The sequence below is a fragment of the Paraburkholderia sp. 31.1 genome (assembly GCF_014397645.1).
GTDB lineage: Bacteria > Pseudomonadota > Gammaproteobacteria > Burkholderiales > Burkholderiaceae > Paraburkholderia > Paraburkholderia tuberum.
On record NZ_VZQN01000002.1, the window covers coordinates 148481 to 166663 of the forward strand.

13 protein-coding genes and 2 tRNA genes are annotated in these 18183 nt (G+C 63.6%); 6 read left to right on the plus strand and 9 right to left on the minus strand.

Translation table 11 applies throughout. From position 1 onward, the window contains the following. Positions 1-92: 92 nt before the first annotated feature. From F6X37_RS01860 to pgi, 3 genes are all read left to right on the plus strand, one after another. On the plus strand, positions 93-1388 hold the full coding sequence (locus F6X37_RS01860) for an FAD-dependent oxidoreductase (RefSeq protein WP_187610114.1): 1296 nt from the start codon (positions 93-95) through the stop codon (positions 1386-1388). A gap of 178 nt (positions 1389-1566) precedes the next feature. After that, complete coding sequence (locus tag F6X37_RS01865) at positions 1567-3207, plus strand: NAD(P)H-hydrate dehydratase (RefSeq protein ID WP_187610115.1); 1641 nt, start codon at positions 1567-1569, stop codon at positions 3205-3207. Between the two features lie 347 nt (positions 3208-3554). Beyond that, positions 3555-5177 (plus strand): glucose-6-phosphate isomerase, encoded by a 1623-nt coding sequence (gene pgi, locus F6X37_RS01870; protein WP_187610116.1) that lies wholly within the window; start codon positions 3555-3557, stop codon positions 5175-5177. A gap of 136 nt (positions 5178-5313) precedes the next feature. Here pgi and F6X37_RS01875 read toward each other — a convergent pair whose 3' ends face one another. Beyond that, entirely contained in the window at positions 5314-6000 is a 687-nt protein-coding gene (locus F6X37_RS01875) for an ABC transporter ATP-binding protein (RefSeq protein ID WP_187610117.1), read from the minus strand. Between F6X37_RS01875 and F6X37_RS01880 the strand changes: the two genes are divergently transcribed. Continuing rightward, a complete protein-coding gene (locus F6X37_RS01880) occupies positions 5999-6703 on the plus strand; it encodes an arylesterase (RefSeq protein WP_187610118.1) in 705 nt (234 codons plus the stop codon). The genes F6X37_RS01875 and F6X37_RS01880 overlap by 2 nt on opposite strands. 116 nt (positions 6704-6819) lie before the next feature. Further along, complete coding sequence (locus F6X37_RS01885; RefSeq protein WP_090804745.1) at positions 6820-7161, plus strand: hypothetical protein; 342 nt, start codon at positions 6820-6822, stop codon at positions 7159-7161. 81 nt (positions 7162-7242) lie between these two features. On the opposite strand, the gene F6X37_RS01890 is transcribed toward F6X37_RS01885, so the two are convergent. From F6X37_RS01890 to tig, 8 genes are all read right to left on the minus strand, one after another. Next, a complete protein-coding gene (locus F6X37_RS01890; RefSeq protein ID WP_090804744.1) occupies positions 7243-9177 on the minus strand; it encodes a SurA N-terminal domain-containing protein in 1935 nt (644 codons plus the stop codon). An 86-nt stretch (positions 9178-9263) separates the two neighbouring features. Further along, positions 9264-9340, minus strand: a tRNA-Asp gene (locus F6X37_RS01895). A 47-nt stretch (positions 9341-9387) separates the two neighbouring features. After that, positions 9388-9463 (minus strand) — tRNA-Val (locus F6X37_RS01900). Positions 9464-9564: 101 nt separating this feature from the next. Then, positions 9565-9837, minus strand: coding sequence for an HU family DNA-binding protein (locus F6X37_RS01905; protein WP_018418077.1), 273 nt, complete (start codon positions 9835-9837; stop codon positions 9565-9567). A gap of 319 nt (positions 9838-10156) precedes the next feature. Then, entirely contained in the window at positions 10157-12577 is a 2421-nt protein-coding gene (gene lon / locus F6X37_RS01910; protein ID WP_018418078.1) for an endopeptidase La, read from the minus strand. A 201-nt stretch (positions 12578-12778) separates the two neighbouring features. Next, complete coding sequence (clpX, locus tag F6X37_RS01915; RefSeq protein ID WP_013089402.1) at positions 12779-14050, minus strand: ATP-dependent Clp protease ATP-binding subunit ClpX; 1272 nt, start codon at positions 14048-14050, stop codon at positions 12779-12781. A 196-nt stretch (positions 14051-14246) separates the two neighbouring features. After that, entirely contained in the window at positions 14247-14900 is a 654-nt protein-coding gene (gene clpP / locus F6X37_RS01920) for an ATP-dependent Clp endopeptidase proteolytic subunit ClpP (protein WP_013089401.1), read from the minus strand. Positions 14901-15094: 194 nt separating this feature from the next. Beyond that, a complete protein-coding gene (gene tig, locus F6X37_RS01925) occupies positions 15095-16441 on the minus strand; it encodes a trigger factor (protein ID WP_187610119.1) in 1347 nt (448 codons plus the stop codon). Positions 16442-16993: 552 nt separating this feature from the next. On the opposite strand from tig, the gene F6X37_RS01930 reads away from it, so the two are divergent. Next, entirely contained in the window at positions 16994-18139 is a 1146-nt protein-coding gene (locus F6X37_RS01930) for a glycerate kinase (RefSeq protein WP_187610120.1), read from the plus strand. Positions 18140-18183: the final 44 nt, after the last annotated feature.

The following is an 18183-nucleotide window of genomic DNA, read 5'->3' on the forward strand; positions in this document are numbered from 1 at the left end:
CGCACGCGACCCGGGTTTCACCCGGCGGCGCGCCGCATGTCACAGCCAACGGGACCGCGCGCGAGCCGCCCGTCGGCACATCGAATCAGAGCATGGATGTCATCGTCATTGGCGGCGGGGTAGCGGGCGTCGCCACCGCTTATCACCTGCGCGCGGCCGGCCACCGGGTATGCGTCGTCGAGCGTCACGCGACCGTCGCGCAAGGCGCCACCTACGGACAAGGCGGCAACGTGCTGCCGACGCCGCTCGACGTCTGGTTCGGCCCGACCTTCATGGCGAGCCGCTACAACGCGAAAAATGGCGTGATCAGCAAGACCGGCTTCAACGGCGCCGCGCGGCAGTTCATCAAGCAGCTCGGAGCATGGCAGGCGCCCGAGGCGTTCGCGCGCCAGTACGCGCTGCTGCGGCCGCTGATCGAATCCTCGCGCGATGCGATGGCCGACGTCGAAGCCCGCTTCGGCCTCGAATTCGAACAGGCGAGCGGTCTGCTGTACCTCGTGCGCAGCGCGCACGAATGGGAGCTGAACGCAGCCGCGCTCGATCTGCTGCACCGGTTCGAGGTGCCGCATCACGTGCTGAGCCCGGCCGAATGCGCGGCGTTCGAGCATGCGGTCCCCACAGATCCTGAATTCGCCGGCGGCGTGCTGTTCGAGCACGAGCGCACCGCGAACTGTCCGCTTTTTACCAAGCTCGTCAAACAGGTGCTCGATACCCAAGGCGGCGTGCAGTTCATGCCGAACTGCGAGGTGACCGGCATTCGTCTCGACAGTCAGCGCGCGGCGGTCGAACTGGCGCCGCGCGACGGCGCGCCCCGCTCGCGCGAGATCGACGTGGTCCAGGCCGACGCGGTCGTGGTCGCCGCCGGTTACGGCAGCCTCGCGCTGCTCGAACGCGCGGGGCTCAGGCTGCCGCTGCATCCGCTGCGGCTGCATTCGCTGGTCGCGCCGATCGCGCACGAGGAATGCGCGCCGCACGTCGCGATCGTCGATGCGGTCAAGCGCATCGGCATCAGCCGCATGAACCATCGGCTGCGGATCGCGGGCGGCGCGGTGCTGCAAAGCGCGAGCCGGATCGACAAGCCGCTCGGCGAAGCGCTGACCAAGGAGGCGCTCGCGTTGCTCGGCCAGGCGACGCACGACTGGATTCCGGGCGCCGCGCGCATTTCGGCGGCGCTGCCGTGGGAAGGCGTGAAACTGCTGTCGCCCGATGGCTTGCCGGTGATCGGCAACGCGCTGCATCCGCGGCTGTTCATCAACGTCGGGCATGGCCCGGCCGGCTGGGGTCTCGCCTGCGGCGCGGGCAAGCTCGTTGCACAGCTGATGTCGGGACAGACGCCGACGTTGCCGCAAGACACGCTCGCTGCATTGAGGCCGGAGCGGTTCCAGTAAGGTTTCGTGCGGTTCCAGGCGGGTATGGCGGGCTGACAGCCCGCTGTCGATACCCCGCGTTCATCGCGCCGCTTGCGCCGCGCGCACCGAAACAGCCGCACGCCGTGCGCCTATCGGCACTAACATAGCGATTCCAAAGTCTGCCCGCCGCGCCGCGGGCGCACCGCCAGGTTTCGCCATGACAGACGCAGAAAACTCGCTGCTCTCCCTTTTCGATCCGCTGACCGACTCGCAGCCGCTTGCGCTGCCGCTGCTGACGCTGACCGACTTGCGGATCGCCGAATCCCAGGCCGCCACGGCCCTGCCCGAGCACACGCTGATGGCGCGCGCCGGTCATGCGGCCGCGCGCTGGCTGCTCGAACGGATCGCCGCGGATACGTCGGTGACGAAGTCGCAGCAGCGCGCGTGGCTGGTCGCCGGCCCCGGCAACAATGGCGGCGACGCGCTGGTCGTCGCGACGGAACTGCACAAGGCCGGCATCGCAGTCGAAGTCTGTATGCCGGTTGAAGTGAAGCCCGCCGACGCGCGCTGGGCGCTCGACGCCGCGCGCGCCGCCGGCGTGCCGATCGATGCGGCGCCGCCCGCCTCGCTCGACGGCTATGGCTGGCTCGTCGACGGTATGTTCGGCATCGGTCTCGCGCGGCCGCTCGACGGCGTCTTCGCGACGCTCGCGCGGCAGTTGTCGCAGCGCACGAAGGCGCGCCCGACACAAGGCGCCGTGCTCGCGCTCGATGTGCCCAGCGGGCTCGACAGCGACACCGGCGCGGTGATCGGCGGCAACGGCGCGGCGGCGGTCCATGCGACGCACACGATCACGTTCATCGGCGCGAAGCCGGGGCTGTTCACCGCGCAAGGCCGCGATCTCGCCGGGCGAGTGACGGTCGCACCGATCGGGCTCGTGGCAGGGATCAACGACAGGGGCAGCCAGGACGCTGCCACCAGCGCCTCACGTGCGGCGATCCAGCTCAGCGCGCCCGATCTCTTCGGCCCCTTCATGCCCCCACGCAACTTCGCGACCAACAAGGGCACCTTCGGCAGCCTCGCGGTGGTCGGCGGCGACACCGGCATGTGCGGCGCGCCGATTCTCGCGGCGCGCGCGGCGCTCTACACCGGCGCGGGCAAGGTCCACGTCGCGCTGCTCGGCGAAGGCGCCCCGCCCTACGATCCGCCGCACCCCGAACTGATGCTGCATCCGATCGACACGCTGCCGCTCGATTCGATGGACGCACTCGCGATCGGCTGCGGCATGGGGCACGGCGAACGCGCGACGCGGGTACTGCACGACGTGCTGCAACTCGACGTGCCCAAGCTGTTCGATGCCGACGCGCTGAACCTGGTCGCCAAGGATCCCGCGCTCGCCGCGGAAGTCACCGCGCGCGGCGTGCAAGGCGATCCGTGCATTTTCACTCCGCATCCGCTCGAAGCGGCGCGCCTGCTTGGCAGCGATGCGGCGAGCGTGCAACGCGACCGTCTCGCGGCCGCGCGTGCGCTCGCGGCGCGTTTTGCGAGCGTCGTCGTGCTGAAGGGCGTCGGCACGATCATCGCCGCGCCCGACGGCCGCCTCGCGCTGAACCCGACCGGCAACGCCGCGCTCGCGACGGGCGGCACCGGCGACGTGCTCGGCGGCATCATCGGCGCGCTGCTCGCGCAGCATCTGCCACGCTTCGAGGCGGCGCTCGCGGGCGTCTATCTGCACGGCCTTGCCGCCGATACGCTGACCGCGCAGGGCCACGGCCCCGCCGGGCTGACGGCCGGCGAGCTGGCACCGATGGTGCGTACCTTGTTGAACCGGCTGTTCTATTCGGCGCCGGTTGCTTGACGCGCGCGATTGCTCTGAATACGAATCGCGTCCGCGGCGCTCGTTCACACCGATGAAACATCGCGATCCCAATCATTGCGAGCGCGCGCAACGCCCTGCTGCCCGTCGCGCATCCCCGCTATACTGATTGCCTGCGCCGCGCGTCGGATCGATCGCGGGTCGCGGCGATACTCCAGCGGGCGCGGGCGCCGCCTCGCGTGTTCGCGAAGTTCACCCGCTTCGCGAAGTATCGTCGGCACCTGTCCCGATCCGGGCCGCGTGGCATCGCTCTGACTGCATCGCCGCATCATTCTCGGCCACGCTTCATGCGCGCGCCTTCCTTCGTGCCCCTTGGTTAGACGGACGCTATGACCCAGAACTCGCTCCCCTCCTGGTCCTCGCTGCAGACGCATTACGACACGATTCGCGATGCGCATCTGCGCGACTGGTTCGCCCCCGAGAACGATCCCGCTCCCACGCGCGCCGAACGCTTCACGTTCGCGGGCGGCGGTCTCTCAGCCGATTTCTCGAAGCACCGCATCACCGCCGAAACCCTGCAACTGCTCGTGCAACTCGCCCGCGAAGCCGGCGTCGAAAAGCGCCGCGACGCGATGTTCGCGGGCGAGGTCGTCAACCCGACCGAAGGCCGCGCCGCGCTGCACACGGCCTTGCGCGCAACCGACCCGAAGGCGCCGTTCTTCGCCGAAGTGCAGACCGAGCGCAAGAAAATGGCCGCGTTCGCCGAGCAGGTCCGCAGCGGCGCATGGACCGGCTACACTGGCAAGCGGATCCGTCATGTCGTAAACATCGGCATCGGCGGCTCGGATCTAGGGCCGAAGATGGTCGTGCACGCGTTGCATCATCTCGCGACGCCCGAGATCTCGACGCACTTCGTGTCGAACGTGGACGGCGCCGATCTGTACAGCGTGATGCAGCAGATCGATCCCGAAGAGACGCTCGCGATCATCGTGTCGAAGACTTTCACGACGCTGGAGACGATGACCAACGCGCGCTCGCTGCGCGACTTTTTCATCCAGAAAGGCTGCCCGGAAAGCGCGCTGGCGAAGCACTTCGTCGGTGTGTCGGCCAATACGGCCGAAGTCGTCAAGTTCGGCATCGCGCAAGAGAACGTGTTCTCGATGTGGGACTGGGTCGGCGGACGCTACTCGCTGTGGTCGGCCGTCGGTCTATCGATCATGATCGCGGTAGGTCCGCAACAGTTCGACGAGCTGCTCGCCGGCGCCAACGAGATGGACCAGCACTTCCGCACCGCGCCGCTCGACAGGAACCTGCCGGTGCTGCTCGGCATGATCGGCATCTGGTATCGCAACTTCTTCGGCTCGCAGAGCTATCTGGTCGCGCCGTATTCGCAGGCGCTGCATTTCCTGCCGTCGTATCTGCAGCAGCTCGAAATGGAGAGCAATGGCAAGTCCGCACGTCTCGACGGCGCGTTCGTCGACTATGCGACTTCCGCAGTCACGTGGGGCGAGCCGGGCACGAACGGTCAGCACGCGTTTTTCCAGATGCTGCACCAGGGCCCGACGATCGTGCCGATCGATTTCATCGCGCTGCTGACGCCCGAGCATCCGCTCGCGAGCCATCATCCGAAGCTGCTCGCGAACTGCTTCGCGCAGAGCGAAGCGTTGATGCTCGGTCGCACGCTCGAGGAAGCGAAGAAAGTGGCCGGCCCCGACAAGCCGGAACTCGCACCGCACCTGACGTTCCCGGGCAACCGCCCCACCGCGACGCTGCTGCTCGACGCGTTGACCGCGCGCACCCTCGGCGCGCTGATCGCGCTTTATGAGCACAAGGTGCTGGTGCAGGCGTCGGTGTGGAACATCAACCCGTTCGATCAGTGGGGCGTCGAACTCGGCAAGATTCTCGGCAAGGTGGTCGAGGCCGATCTGGGCGCGGCGAGTGCCGACGTGAAGAAGCATGACTCGTCGACGTCGGCGCTGATCGCGCGGGCCCGGGCTGCGTTGAAGCGCTGAATGGAAGTCTGGAGCGCACGATAGCGGGCGATAACGCGCCACAAACAGAACGAAGCGGGCTACGGCCCGCTTTGTTTTTGCTTCGACGACGACATGCTCGAGGTACCCGAGCGCAAGCCCGCGATCGGCCGGACCATCAAGCGAGCCGCCCCGCTTCGATCGTCACCGTCGTATCGCAACGCCGCGCGAGTTCGATGTCGTGTGTCACGAGCACGAGCGTCGCGCCGTGCGCGCGATTCATCTCGAACATCAGATCGATCACCGCGTGGCCGGTGGCCGCGTCGAGACTGCCGGTGGGTTCGTCGGCGAACAGGATCGCCGGGCGCGTGACGAACGCGCGCGCGAGCGCGACGCGCTGCTGCTCGCCGCCCGACAGCAGCTTCGGATAATGACCGGTACGCTGCCCGAGCCCAACCTGTTCGAGCAGTTCACGCGCACGCGCGGCGGCCTCGCGTGTGCCGATGCCGCCTTGCAGTTCGAGCGGCAACGTGACGTTTTCGAGCGCGGTCAGATGCGGCATCAACTGAAACGACTGGAACACGAAGCCGACCGCGCCGCTGCGCAACGCGGCGCGGCCGTCTTCGTCGAGCTCGCCGAGTTCACGCCCGAGCAACCGAACCGAGCCCGCGCTAGCACTGTCCAATCCCGCGAGCAAGCCGAGCAGCGTAGACTTGCCCGACCCGGATGCACCGACGATCGCGACGCTGCTGCCGGCATCGACGGCAAGATCGATGTGATCGAGAATCGTCAGTTCGCCCGCAGCATCCTTAACCCTCTTGCACAAACCCCGCACTTCAATGACTGGATCAGTTCTGTTTGGCATGGTGAAGCGTAGGTTGAAAGTGCGCGCCATCGCCCCTCGCGCCGCGGCGCTGTCTGCGGCATTCGGCGCGACCATGATGGCCGCCGCGCTGGTTTCGTTACCGTTGCGGGCTCACGCGGCGAATACGCCCGAACCCGCGAAGCCGGTGATCGTCGTGCTCGGCGACAGCATCTCCGCTGAGTACGGGCTGCCCCGCGATACGGGCTGGGTCGCGTTGATGCGTCAGCGTCTGGCCGAAGAGCGCATCGATTATAGCGTCGCCAATGCGAGCATCAGCGGCGACACGACGAGCGGCGGACGCGCGCGTCTGCCCGCGCTGATGGAACGGCTCAAACCGAGCATCGTGATCGTCGAGCTCGGCGCCAACGACGCGTTGCGCGGCGTGCCGCTCTCGACGACCGAGGACAACCTGCGCACGATCATCGAACAGGCGCAGCAAGGCCACGCGAAGGTCGTGCTCGTCGGCATGTACGTGCCGCCCAATTACGGCCCCGACTATACGCAAAAGTTCCACGGCCTCTACGGCCAACTCTCGAAGGAGTTCCATGTGCCGCTCGTGCCGTTTCTTCTCGCCGGCATCGCAGATAAACCGGACATGTTCCAGGCCGATCAGCTCCACCCGACGCAGCAGGCACAGCCGCTGCTACTCAACAACGTGTGGCCCGCTGTCAAGCCACTTCTTCACGCAAGTTCGCCGCACTGAAAGACCTGCTAACGACTTGTTTCCGGAACCTGGGGAACACGGATCGCCGAGCCGTTCGACATATGGGCAATCCCTGCCACCCGGCTCATTCTTGAGCGACTTCTGAGGAGATAACGTTGAAATATTTACCGTTAATCGCTTTGACCATTGCCATCTCGGCTTGCGCGGCTCAACCGCCGGCCGGCGTTCAGTCGGTGGGTCAAAGCCAGCAGCCGCCTCGCGCCGTCGCAACCTGCATCGCGCAGAAATGGGCGGATAGTTCGCAACAACAGGTGATCTCGCAAAACATCCTCGCCAACGATCAGGCCATGGACGTCTACGTCCCGGGCCAGCAGCCGCCCAACGGCGCGGCCGCGGTGGTCCGTCCTTCGTATAGCGGTAAGGGCACGTGGGTCGGCTTTCGCGCCGGCGGCGCTGGCGGCGGCAACGCCACCGGCGCGATCAGCGGCTGTCTGTAAAGCTGCCACCTGGCTGTAGATAAAAAAAGCCCCGCAAATGCGGGGCTTGCTTTTGGACGAGCAGGTAATGCTTACTGCGGCTTACTGATCGGCCGGCTGGGCGGCGCTGTCGAGCGTACCGTAGATCTTCACCTTCGAGCGCTCGCGCAGCGCTTTCAGATAGGCTTCGGTCTCCGACTGCGCGTCCACCTGCGCGATCTGCTGCTGCGCGACAGCGAGATGCTGCGCGTCGGTGGCCGCGGGCTGCACGATCTGGTTCACGCGATAGATCGCATAGCCGTCGTCGCCGAGATCGACACCGACGTAGGCCGGCAACTTTTGCGCATCGACCTTGTAGATTGCGCTCAGTGCGGCAGGTGGCACGCCCTGCGCGTCATTGCGCGACACCTTCAGCGGCGACGAGAAACCAGCAGTCGCCTTCGACTTCTCGAACTCGGCCAGTTTCGCGACGCCGTCCTTGTGCGCTGCTTCGTTCGCCTGCACGGCGATCACCTTCTGACGCACCGCGTCCTTCACCGCGTCGAATGCGGGCACGGCAGCGGGCTTGTAGTCGGTCACACGCGCGGCGATCAGCGTGTTGTTGCCGACGTCGATGGCCTGCGTATTGTTGTGCGCCGATACCGAGTCGTTCGCGAACACGGCTGCGAGGAACTTCGGGTTGTTCAGCGGGCTGTCGGGCGGCAGCTTCGGATCCGGCTGCGGCGTGACCGTCGCGGTCTGGATCTGCAGCTTGAATTTGTCAGCAGCCGGCTGCAGGCTCTTGGCCTTTTCATAGACGAGCGACGTGAAACCTTCCGAACTGTCGGTGAATGCCTTGCTCGCCAGTTGCGTCTTCAGCTCCCTGGCGATCTGGTCTTTCACTTCGTCGAACGACTTCGTGACCGCCGGCTTTACATCGGTGACCTTGATGATGTGGAAACCGAAGTCGGTCTGGACGATGCCGCTGATTTCGTCCTTCTTCAGCGCGAACACCGCGTCGTCGAACGCCTGGCCGCCCGCGATCATGCCGCGGCCGAAGTAACCGAGATCGCCACCCTTCGATGCCGAACCCGGATCCTGCGAGTTCTGCCGCGCGATCTGCGCGAACTGGTCCGGATGCGCCTTGAGCTGCGCGAGCAACTCCTCGGCCTTCTGCTTCGCTTTGGCCTTGTCGGCCGCGCTCGCGTCCTTCGGTGCCGCAATCAGGATATGGCTCGCGCGCACTTCGCCTTCGGTGCGGAAGTGGGCGATGTTGTCGTCGTAGTACTTCTTCAGGTCCGCGTCGCTCGGCTGCACCGATGCGCTCAGCGCGGCCGGCGACATCACCAGGTACTGGATCGTCGCCGTAGCGGGCGTCGCGAAGTCGTTGCGATGCGCGTCGTAGTACGCTTGCAGTTGCGCATCGGTCGGCTGGATCTTCGCCGCGTAATCGTGCGGATGGAACGCAATGCCCTGCACTTCACGCTGCTGCTGCGCGAGCTCGGTCAAGTGCTGCGCGAGCGTCTTCGACGTGAACGCGCTCGCCTCGATGCTCGCGGGCAGTTGTTGCATAGCGAGGTTGTAGCGCACGCGCTCGTCGTACTGATCGGGCGTCATGCCCTGCATCGCGAGCAGTTGCTTGTAGCGGTCGAGGTCGATCGACCCGTCGGGATTCTTCAGCGACGAGATCACCGGATCGGACAGCAGCGCGCGGCGCACCGCTTCGTCCGATGCGCTCAGATGCAGACGCTGCGTTTCGTCGGCAAGCACACGCTGCTCGATCATGCCGTCGAGCATCTGGCGACGGCGCTCCGGCGTGTCGAACGACTTCATGTCGAACTTCGCGCCGAGCATCTGACGCCCGCGGTCGATCTGCTGGCGCATCGCGTCGTCGTATTCGACACGGGTGATCTTGTGACCGTTGACACTCGCGACGTTTGCACTTTCGTCAAAGAAGCCGCGGAAACCCTGAATACCCACGAAACCCAACCCCGGCAAAATGACGAGGATGAGCATGAACATCATCAGGCGTTGGTGATTGCGGAAAAAATCGAGCATGCGTGAGGGGTGCCAAAAACAGAACGCCCGATCTTACAACAGCGGGCAACAAAAAAGGCGAACCGGAGTTCGCCTTTCGTGGATACTGGCGGAGTGGACGGGACTCGAACCCGCGACCCCCGGCGTGACAGGCCGGTATTCTAACCGACTGAACTACCACTCCTTATACTGCACTTTTGCGACTGGAAACACTGCAGCCGAATCTGAAACTGGTGGGTGCTGAGAGGCTCGAACTCCCGACCTACGCCTTGTAAGGGCGCCGCTCTACCAACTGAGCTAAGCACCCGTTTCGTGATTCAGTGCTTGATGTGTTTTCTGCCTTGCCGCTGCCCTCCCAGTGAATCGTTCATGCAGTCGGGTTAAGCAATTCCTCAAGCAGCAAGCGCACTAGTTTAGCGCATCCTTCAGAGCTTTGCCAGGCCTAAATTTAGGAACTTTTGCTGCCTTGATTTTGATCGCGGCGCCCGTGCGCGGATTGCGTCCGGTGCGCGCGGTGCGCTTGCCGACCGCGAACGTGCCAAAGCCGACCAACGTCACAGATCCGCCCTTCTTCAACGTGTTTTTGACGCCCGCGATGACCGCATCGAGCGCACGGCCCGCCGCGGCCTTCGAAATGTCGGCTTGCTGTGCGATGTGATCGATCAATTCCGTCTTGTTCATTCAAACCCCCGTGAATATTTATTGGCAATCGTGACAGTGCTTTCCAGCACCTCCCGCCACGCGGCCGGCGCGAACGCCAGGCCGCCTCATTAGAAGCGGCCGAAACCCTTGTGTCAACCGGGGTTGAGCCTGATCGACGTTATTTTAGAGGGGCGCTTTTGTCACAGTATGTTGCAGCGGAAAGACTGGCGATGCGGCCTGGCGACGAAGCCGCGCGGGCAAAAAAAACCCGCGGCTCTTGACCGCGGGTTTTCTGCTTCAGCGAACAACACCGCTGCAGAATGCTTTGGCGTCAGCGCATTCTGATGCGCATCGAACCTTAGTGCTTGACGACGTCCGTCGCGGCATCCTTGCCCGGCTCAGCCCCAACCGGCGCCGAGGGCTTCGGTTCTTCTTCCGGTAACGCCTGCGGTACACGCTCGAGCGCAAGTTCGAGCACCTTGTCGATCCAGCGGACCGGCACGATTTCGATCGCGTTCTTCACGTTGTCCGGAATCTCCGTCAAGTCCTTGACGTTTTCTTCCGGAATCAGCACCAGCTTGATGCCACCGCGATGCGCCGCCAGCAGCTTTTCCTTCAGGCCGCCGATCGGCAGAACTTCGCCACGCAGCGTGATTTCGCCCGTCATCGCGACATCGGCGCGCACCGGAATACCGGTCAACACCGACACCAGCGCGGTCGTCATCGCGATACCAGCCGAAGGACCATCTTTCGGCGTTGCGCCTTCCGGCACGTGGATGTGAATGTCCTGCTTCTCGAACGCTTCGTCCTTGATGCCAAGACGACGCGAACGCGAACGCACGACCGAGCGCGCCGCTTCGACGGATTCCTTCATCACGTCGCCGAGCGAACCCGTGCGGATCACATTGCCCTTGCCCGGCATCACCGCGGCTTCGATGGTCAGCAGATCGCCGCCCACTTCCGTCCACGCGAGACCCGTGACCTGGCCCACCTGATTTTCCTTCGCGGCCAGACCGAAGTCGTACTTGCGCACGCCGAGGAACGTGTCGAGGTTGCTGCCGTCGACCTTCACCGCGCCTTCCGCCTTCTTCAGCAGAAGCATCTTCACGACCTTGCGGCAGATCTTCGAAATTTCACGCTCGAGCGAGCGGACGCCCGCTTCGCGCGTGTAGTAACGAATGATGTCGCGGATCGCAGTTTCCGTCACATCGACCTCGCCATCCTTGAGGCCGTTGTTCTTCTTCTGCTTCGGCAGCAGATAACGCTGCGCGATGCTGACCTTCTCGTCTTCCGTATAACCGGACAGACGAATCACTTCCATCCGGTCGAGCAGCGGCGGCGGAATGTTCAGCGAGTTCGACGTCGCCACGAACATCACGTCCGACAGATCGAAGTCGACTTCGACGTAGTGGTCGGCGAACGTATGGTTCTGTTCCGGATCGAGCACTTCCAGCAGGGCCGACGACGGATCGCCGCGGAAATCCTGACCCATCTTGTCGACTTCGTCGAGCAGGAAGAGCGGATTGCGCACGCCGACCTTGGTCAGGCTTTGCAGGATCTTACCCGGCATCGAACCGATGTACGTGCGACGGTGGCCACGAATCTCGGCTTCGTCACGCACGCCGCCCAATGCCATGCGCACGAACTTGCGGTTCGTCGCGCGCGCGATCGACTGACCGAGCGAAGTCTTACCGACGCCCGGAGGCCCCACGAGGCATAAGATCGGCGCCTTGACCTTGTCGACACGTTGCTGGACCGCGAGATACTCGAGAATACGTTCCTTCACTTTCTCGAGACCGAAGTGGTCTTCGTCGAGCACGCGCTCCGCATTCGACAGGTCGTTGTTGACCTTGCTCTTCTTGCGCCATGGCAAGCCGATCAGCGTGTCGATGTAGTTGCGCACGACCGTCGCTTCCGCCGACATCGGCGACATCAGCTTGAGCTTCTTCAGCTCGGCGTCGGCCTTCTTCTTCGCTTCCTTCGGCATGCGGGCGGCCGTGATGCGCTTCTCGAGTTCTTCGAGATCCGCACCTTCTTCGCCTTCGCCGAGTTCCTTCTGGATCGCCTTGACCTGTTCGTTCAGGTAGTACTCGCGCTGACTCTTCTCCATCTGACGCTTCACGCGCCCGCGGATACGCTTTTCGACCTGCAGGATGTCGATCTCGGCTTCGAGTTGCGCGAGCAGATGCTCGAGCCGCTCGATCACCGGGAACATCTCGAGGATGTGTTGCTTCTGGTCGAGCTTGAGCGGCAAATGCGCCGCGATCGTGTCGGCGAGACGCCCTGCCTCGTCGATACCCGACAGCGAGGTCAGGATCTCCGGCGGGATCTTCTTGTTCAGCTTCACATACTGGTCGAACTGCGACACGATCGCGCGACGCAGCGCTTCGGTTTCAGCGCTGTCGGCGTGGTCAGGTTCGAGCGGCATGACTTCGCACGAGAACTGCGTTTCCTGTTCTTCGATGGAAAGCGTCTTCGCGCGCTGCAAGCCTTCGACGAGCACCTTCACGGTACCGTCGGGCAGCTTCAGCATCTGCAGGATGTTGGCGATACACCCTACTTCGTACATGTCCTTTTCGGTCGGCTCATCTTTCGCAGCCGTCTTCTGGGCGACGAGCATGATGTGCTTGCCGCCTTCCATCGCTGCTTCGAGAGCCTTGATCGACTTCGGGCGGCCTACGAAGAGCGGAATCACCATGTGCGGGAAAACGACTACGTCGCGCAGCGGGAGCAGCGGCAGCGTAATGCGTTCCGGCGGGAGGAGTTGGGTTCCTGACATTTCATTTCCCCATGAGTGGAATCAGTTCGTTCGATAGGTGAGGCCAGCAGAAAATATTGCAAGCCTCCGCGTGTGGGAAAAGTTCAGTGACTCCGAAGGTTCAGTGACTCCATAGTTGAGAACAACCAGCCTGACCACACGATAAACGAAAAAGCCGTTCACGTCGCCATGAACGGCCTTTTTGCAGAACTCGAAAGCCGATCAGTTCGAACCCGCGACCTTCGGCGCGTCTTCGTAGATCAGCAGCGGTTTGCCGTCGCCGTCGATAACGTTGTCGTCGATGATGACCTTGCTGACACCTTTCATTTGCGGAAGGTCGTACATGACATCAAGCAACGCCTGTTCCAGAATCGAACGCAGGCCCCGCGCGCCCGTCTTGCGGCGGATCGCCTTGCGCGCCACGGCCTGCAACGCGGCCGGACGGATTTCGAGCTCGACGCGCTCCATGCTGAACAGCTTGTGATACTGCTTGACCAGCGCATTCTTCGGTTCGACGAGAATCTTCATCAGCGCCGCTTCGTCGAGCTTGCCGAGCGTGGCGACCACCGGCAGACGGCCGATCAGCTCCGGAATCAGGCCGAATTTGATCAGATCTTCCGGCTCCACTTCGCGCAGCACTTCGCCGGCGTCGCGGTCCTGCTTGCTCTTCACGCTCGCGCCGAAACCGATGCCGGTCTTCTCGGTGCGATCGACGATGACCTTCTCGAGGCCGTCGAACGCACCGCCGCAGATGAACAGGATGTTCGTCGTATCGACCTGGATGAAGTCCTGGTTCGGATGCTTACGGCCACCTTGCGGCGGCACCGACGCCATCGTGCCTTCGACCAGCTTCAGCAGAGCCTGCTGCACACCCTCGCCCGACACGTCGCGCGTGATGGACGGGTTGTCGGACTTGCGACTGATCTTGTCGATTTCGTCGATGTAGACGATGCCGCGCTGGGCCTTGTCCACCTCGTAATTACAATTCTGCAGCAGCTTCTGAATGATGTTCTCGACGTCTTCGCCGACATAGCCGGCTTCCGTCAGCGTGGTCGCGTCGGCAATCACGAATGGCACGTTCAGAAGGCGCGCGAGCGTCTGCGCAAGCAGCGTCTTGCCGGAGCCGGTCGGGCCGATCAGCAGGATGTTGCTCTTGGACAGCTCGATTTCGTCCTTCTTGTCGAGATGCTTGAGGCGTTTGTAGTGGTTGTAGACCGCGACCGCGAGGATCTTTTTCGCGCGCTCCTGACCGATCACGTACTGGTCGAGAATTTCGCGGATTTCCTGCGGGGTCGGCAGATCGGACTTGGACAAGCCGGCCTCGATGCCCGCGCCTGCAGCCTCGTCACGAATGATTTCGTTGCACAGATCGATACATTCATCGCAGATGAATACCGACGGGCCAGCAATCAGTTTCTTGACCTCATGCTGGCTCTTGCCGCAAAACGAGCAATACAACAGCTTTTCGCTGTTAGAACCTTTCTTGTCCGCCATAGATGTGTGAGCCTCCGGACACCGGATTAGATAATACGCCGTTTGCCCCCGCCACGCAGTTTGGGCGCGGCAGGGCTAGTGAGCACGATAACGGCGCTTGCCGCAGACGCCCGGACGGAAGTTGAACATTCACAACCGACCCGATGACGGTTTTGCCGCAACAGTGGGCAAAACAGCATGGCAAAACCGTACCAGATCAGGGACGCTTGTGCGCCACCTGGTCGACGAGGCCGTACGCCTGCGCGTCATCGCCGGACATGAAATTGTCACGGTCGGTGTCACGCGCGATACGTTCGACCGGCTGACCGGTGTGGTGCGCGAGCAGATGATTCAGCCGATCCTTCAGGTACAGGATTTCACGCGCCTGGATTTCAATGTCCGATGCCTGGCCGCGCGCGCCGCCGAGCGGCTGATGAATCATCACGCGCGAATTCGGCAGCGCGAAACGCTTGCCCTTAGCACCGGCCGCGAGCAGGAACGCGCCCATGCTCGCCGCAAGCCCCATGCACAGCGTCGAGACGTCCGGCTTGATGAACTGCATCGTATCGTAGATCGCCATACCGGCAGACACGGAGCCGCCCGGACTGTTGATGTAGAAGTAGATGTCCTTGTCCGGATTCTCGCTTTCCAGAAACAGCATCTGCGCAACCACCAGATTGGCCGTCTGGTCGTTCACTTCGCCCACGAGGAACACGATGCGTTCCTTCAGCAGACGCGAATAAATATCATAGGAGCGCTCGCCCCGGCCGCTCGTTTCCACGACGATCGGCACCAGACCGAGTGCCTGCGCTTCGAGATCCCGGGACGACTGGGAGGTCAACGTGTCCAGCATTTGGGCGCGAAAGGTCATGCAATGGATCCTTGTCTGGAAATATTCTGAATATTAGCTGCTGGACACAGGTTGGTGCGACGAGCCCGTATTCAAGTGCCGTCTTCGTGTGCGCCGCACGACCGGATCCGGTACGTCACACAGATTCATGGCACAAAAAAACGGCGTGCGGGCCGTCGGTCGCTCCGACAGCCGGCACGCCGTTGCAGCGACGCTTACGCTTGCGCCGTTGCGCTTGCCAGTTCCTCGAAGCTCACTTCCTTGTCCGTCACCTTGGCCTTGCTGAGGACGAAGTCGACGACGTTGGCTTCAACGACATACGCTTCCATTTCAGCAAGACGTTGCTGGTTGGAATAATACCAGCGGACGACTTCCTTCGGGTCTTCGTAGCTTTTCGCGAATTCATCGACTTCGGCACGGATCTGCTCCGGCTTCGCCTGCAGTTCGTTCGCCTTCACCAGTTCGGCCAGCACGAGACCCAGCTTGACGCGGCGCTCGGCCTGCTCCTTGAACATCGCGGCCGGGATCGGCGCGTCCTTCGCGTTCGGCACGCCGCGCTGTTCCAGATCCTGGCGAGCCATCGCGACGAGGCGCTCCTGATCCTGCTCGATCAGCGCGTTCGGGACGTCGAGCTCCGAGATTTTCAGCAGTGCGTCCATCACCTGGTTCTTGACGATGGCTTGCGTGCGGCGCTTCGCTTCGCGCTCGAGGTTGTCCTTGATTTCAGCGCGCATCTTGGTCAGATCGCCGTCTTCGATGCCGAGCGATTTCGCGAATTCGCCGTCGACTTCCGGCAAATGCGGCCATTCGATCTTCTTCATCGTGATCGTAAATTGCGCCGTCTTGCCCGCCACTTCCTTGCCGTGGTAGTCGTCCGGGAACTTCAGGTCGAATTCCTTCGCTTCGCCGACCTTCAAGCCGAGCGCCGCTTTTTCGAATTCCGGCAGCATGCGGCCTTCGCCGAGGATGAAGCCGAAGTCTTCGGCGCTACCGCCCTGGAATGCTTCACCGTCGATCTTGCCGACGAAGTCGACCGTCACGCGGTCGCCGTCTTTGGCGGCCGTGTCCGCGCCGCCGTCGCCGTGCTCGCCTGCCTCGCCGCGAGCGAGGAAGTGCACGCGCTGTTTGCGCAGGATGTCCAGCGTGCGGTCGATTTCCGCTTCGCTGATGCTGGTCATGGTGCGCTCGATTTCAGCCGTGGCGACGTCGCCCAGCTTCACTTCCGGATACACCTCGAAGGTCGCGTCGAACGCGTAGCTGCCTTCACCAGCGTCGGTCTTCGGCGCGAAGCTCGGCTGACCCGCGACACGCAGGTTTTCGGTGCGGCTGATGTCGAAAAATTCCTTGCCGACCTTGTCGCTCAGCACTTCGGCTTCCACCTGGCCCGAATACTGTTGCGTCACCATCTTGAGCGGCACCTTGCCCGGGCGGAAACCCGGCATGCGCACGTTCTTCGCGAGTTGACGGATACGCGAATCCACTTCCTTCTGCACGGCATCCTTCGGCAGGGAAATCGTCACGCGGCGTTCGAGCTTGCCGAGGTTTTCAACAACGTTAGCCATGGCTTCAATCGTCCTAAAATTATTCGAGCGAATCAGTTATCTTCTCCGTGCTGCCCGTCGATGTCGCTTCGCATCGATTTGCGCCGATTGCATCGATCACGCACCTGCGCCGCGGGCTTGCAGGCCGTCGGCAGCACGGTTGAGTCCAAAGAGCCGAATATTTTAGCAAACTATTTGCGCGCCTAGCCGGGATTCGATGATTGCATCGAGTTTTCCCTGCATTCCGGGCGTTTTGAGCGCCATTTTCGGTTAGTTTTGACACAGCGAGCGCGATTTGCCGCTGGCATCACTATCCGGTTAGCGTCGTGCGTTCCTCGGCGCTCTTTCGTCATGCAACAGAACGTTCGCGTGGACGCTCGCACCCGCTCGCACCCGCTCGCGGCCGACGGGTCGTGGCCGCGATCCCGCCTATGCCTTTCGACATATTCAGCCGACGCCCCCATGCTGATAAGCTAACGCACTCGCTCGGGCCGCCACCGCCGGTCACCGGCAGCCGGTCGCTTCATCCGCTCCGGCAACCGCTTACAACGACTCAAACCTCTCAGAGACACCATGCCGAATTCGTCGTCCTCGCCTGTCGTCGTCATCGCTCCCGATTCATTCAAAGGCTCGCTCAGCGCGGAACAGGTCGCGCAAGCGATCGCATCCGGCGTCCAGCGCGCACGCCCCGACGCGAGCGTGCGCATCTGTCCGATGGCCGACGGCGGCGAAGGCACGCTCGACGCAATGCTCACGAGCGGCGGCGAGCGCCGCACGCTTAGCGTGCGCGGCGCGGCCGGTCCGACGCGCGCAGCGCTGACGGGCCTGCTCACGGACGGCGGCGCCATCATCGAAACGGCGGAAATCGTCGGCATTACGGACCCCGTCGGCATGGGCGTGCCGGTCGAGGCGCGCAGCACGCGCGGCATGGGCGAAGCGATTCGCGCGCTGCTTGATGCCGGCGTGCGGCGCTTTTTCGTCGCGCTCGGCGGCAGCAGCACGAACGACGGCGGCGCCGGCCTGCTGACCGGGCTCGGCTTGCAACTGTTCGACGCGCACGGCAACGTACTCGAAGGCACACCCGAGCAGCTTGCGCGCGTGGCGCGGGTCGATGCGTCGCTGCTCGACGCGCGGCTTGCCGACACGCAGTTCGTCGGCATGTCGGACGTCGACAATCCATTGACCGGCGAGCACGGCGCGACCGCGATCTTCGGTCCGCAAAAAGGCGTGAAGCCAGAACAGGTAGCGCCGATCGACGCGGCGCTCGCGCGCTTCGCCGATCTGCTCGAAGCCGCGCTCGGCCGCACGGCGCGTGACCTGCCGGGCGCGGGCGCGGCGGGCGGCCTCGGCTTCGCATTGCACATGCTCGGCGCGCAGTTCGAGCCGGGCGCGGAAACCGTCGCGCGGCAAATCGGCCTCGACGCCGCGCTCACGGGCGCCAACTGGCTGATCACCGGTGAAGGCCGTTCCGACGTACAGACGCTGCACGGCAAGGCGCCGTTCATCGCCTGCGCGCATGCGCGCGCCGCGGGCGTGCCCGCCACGCTGCTGTCCGGCGCGATCGACCCCGCCGCGCTGCCGCGTCTTGCCGAATACTTCGGCGGCTGCTTTTCTCCGGCGCCGGGGCCGATCACGCTCGACGTCGCGATTCGCGACGCGGCGCGCCTGCTCACCAACGAAGCCGAGCAGCTGACGCGCCTGAAATACGGCGTGCGTTGACCCGCGAAACGGTTGCCGCAACAATCACAGCGCCACGACCGTTC

What these genes read in the sequence shown, in the direction of transcription:
- pgi (WP_187610116.1), top strand. Translation starts at nt 3,555, where the DNA reads ATGACCCAGAACTCGCTCCCCTCCTGGTCCTCGCTGCAGACGCATTAC.
- clpX (WP_013089402.1), bottom strand. Translation starts at nt 14,050, where the DNA reads ATGGCGGACAAGAAAGGTTCTAACAGCGAAAAGCTGTTGTATTGCTCG.
- clpP (WP_013089401.1), bottom strand. Translation starts at nt 14,900, where the DNA reads ATGACCTTTCGCGCCCAAATGCTGGACACGTTGACCTCCCAGTCGTCC.
- F6X37_RS01875 (WP_187610117.1), bottom strand. Translation starts at nt 6,000, where the DNA reads ATGCCAAACAGAACTGATCCAGTCATTGAAGTGCGGGGTTTGTGCAAG.
- F6X37_RS01930 (WP_187610120.1), top strand. Translation starts at nt 16,994, where the DNA reads ATGCCGAATTCGTCGTCCTCGCCTGTCGTCGTCATCGCTCCCGATTCA.
- tig (WP_187610119.1), bottom strand. Translation starts at nt 16,441, where the DNA reads ATGGCTAACGTTGTTGAAAACCTCGGCAAGCTCGAACGCCGCGTGACG.
- F6X37_RS01865 (WP_187610115.1), top strand. Translation starts at nt 1,567, where the DNA reads ATGACAGACGCAGAAAACTCGCTGCTCTCCCTTTTCGATCCGCTGACC.
- F6X37_RS01905 (WP_018418077.1), bottom strand. Translation starts at nt 9,837, where the DNA reads ATGAACAAGACGGAATTGATCGATCACATCGCACAGCAAGCCGACATT.
- F6X37_RS01880 (WP_187610118.1), top strand. Translation starts at nt 5,999, where the DNA reads ATGGTGAAGCGTAGGTTGAAAGTGCGCGCCATCGCCCCTCGCGCCGCG.
- F6X37_RS01860 (WP_187610114.1), top strand. Translation starts at nt 93, where the DNA reads ATGGATGTCATCGTCATTGGCGGCGGGGTAGCGGGCGTCGCCACCGCT.
- F6X37_RS01890 (WP_090804744.1), bottom strand. Translation starts at nt 9,177, where the DNA reads ATGCTCGATTTTTTCCGCAATCACCAACGCCTGATGATGTTCATGCTC.
- lon (WP_018418078.1), bottom strand. Translation starts at nt 12,577, where the DNA reads ATGTCAGGAACCCAACTCCTCCCGCCGGAACGCATTACGCTGCCGCTG.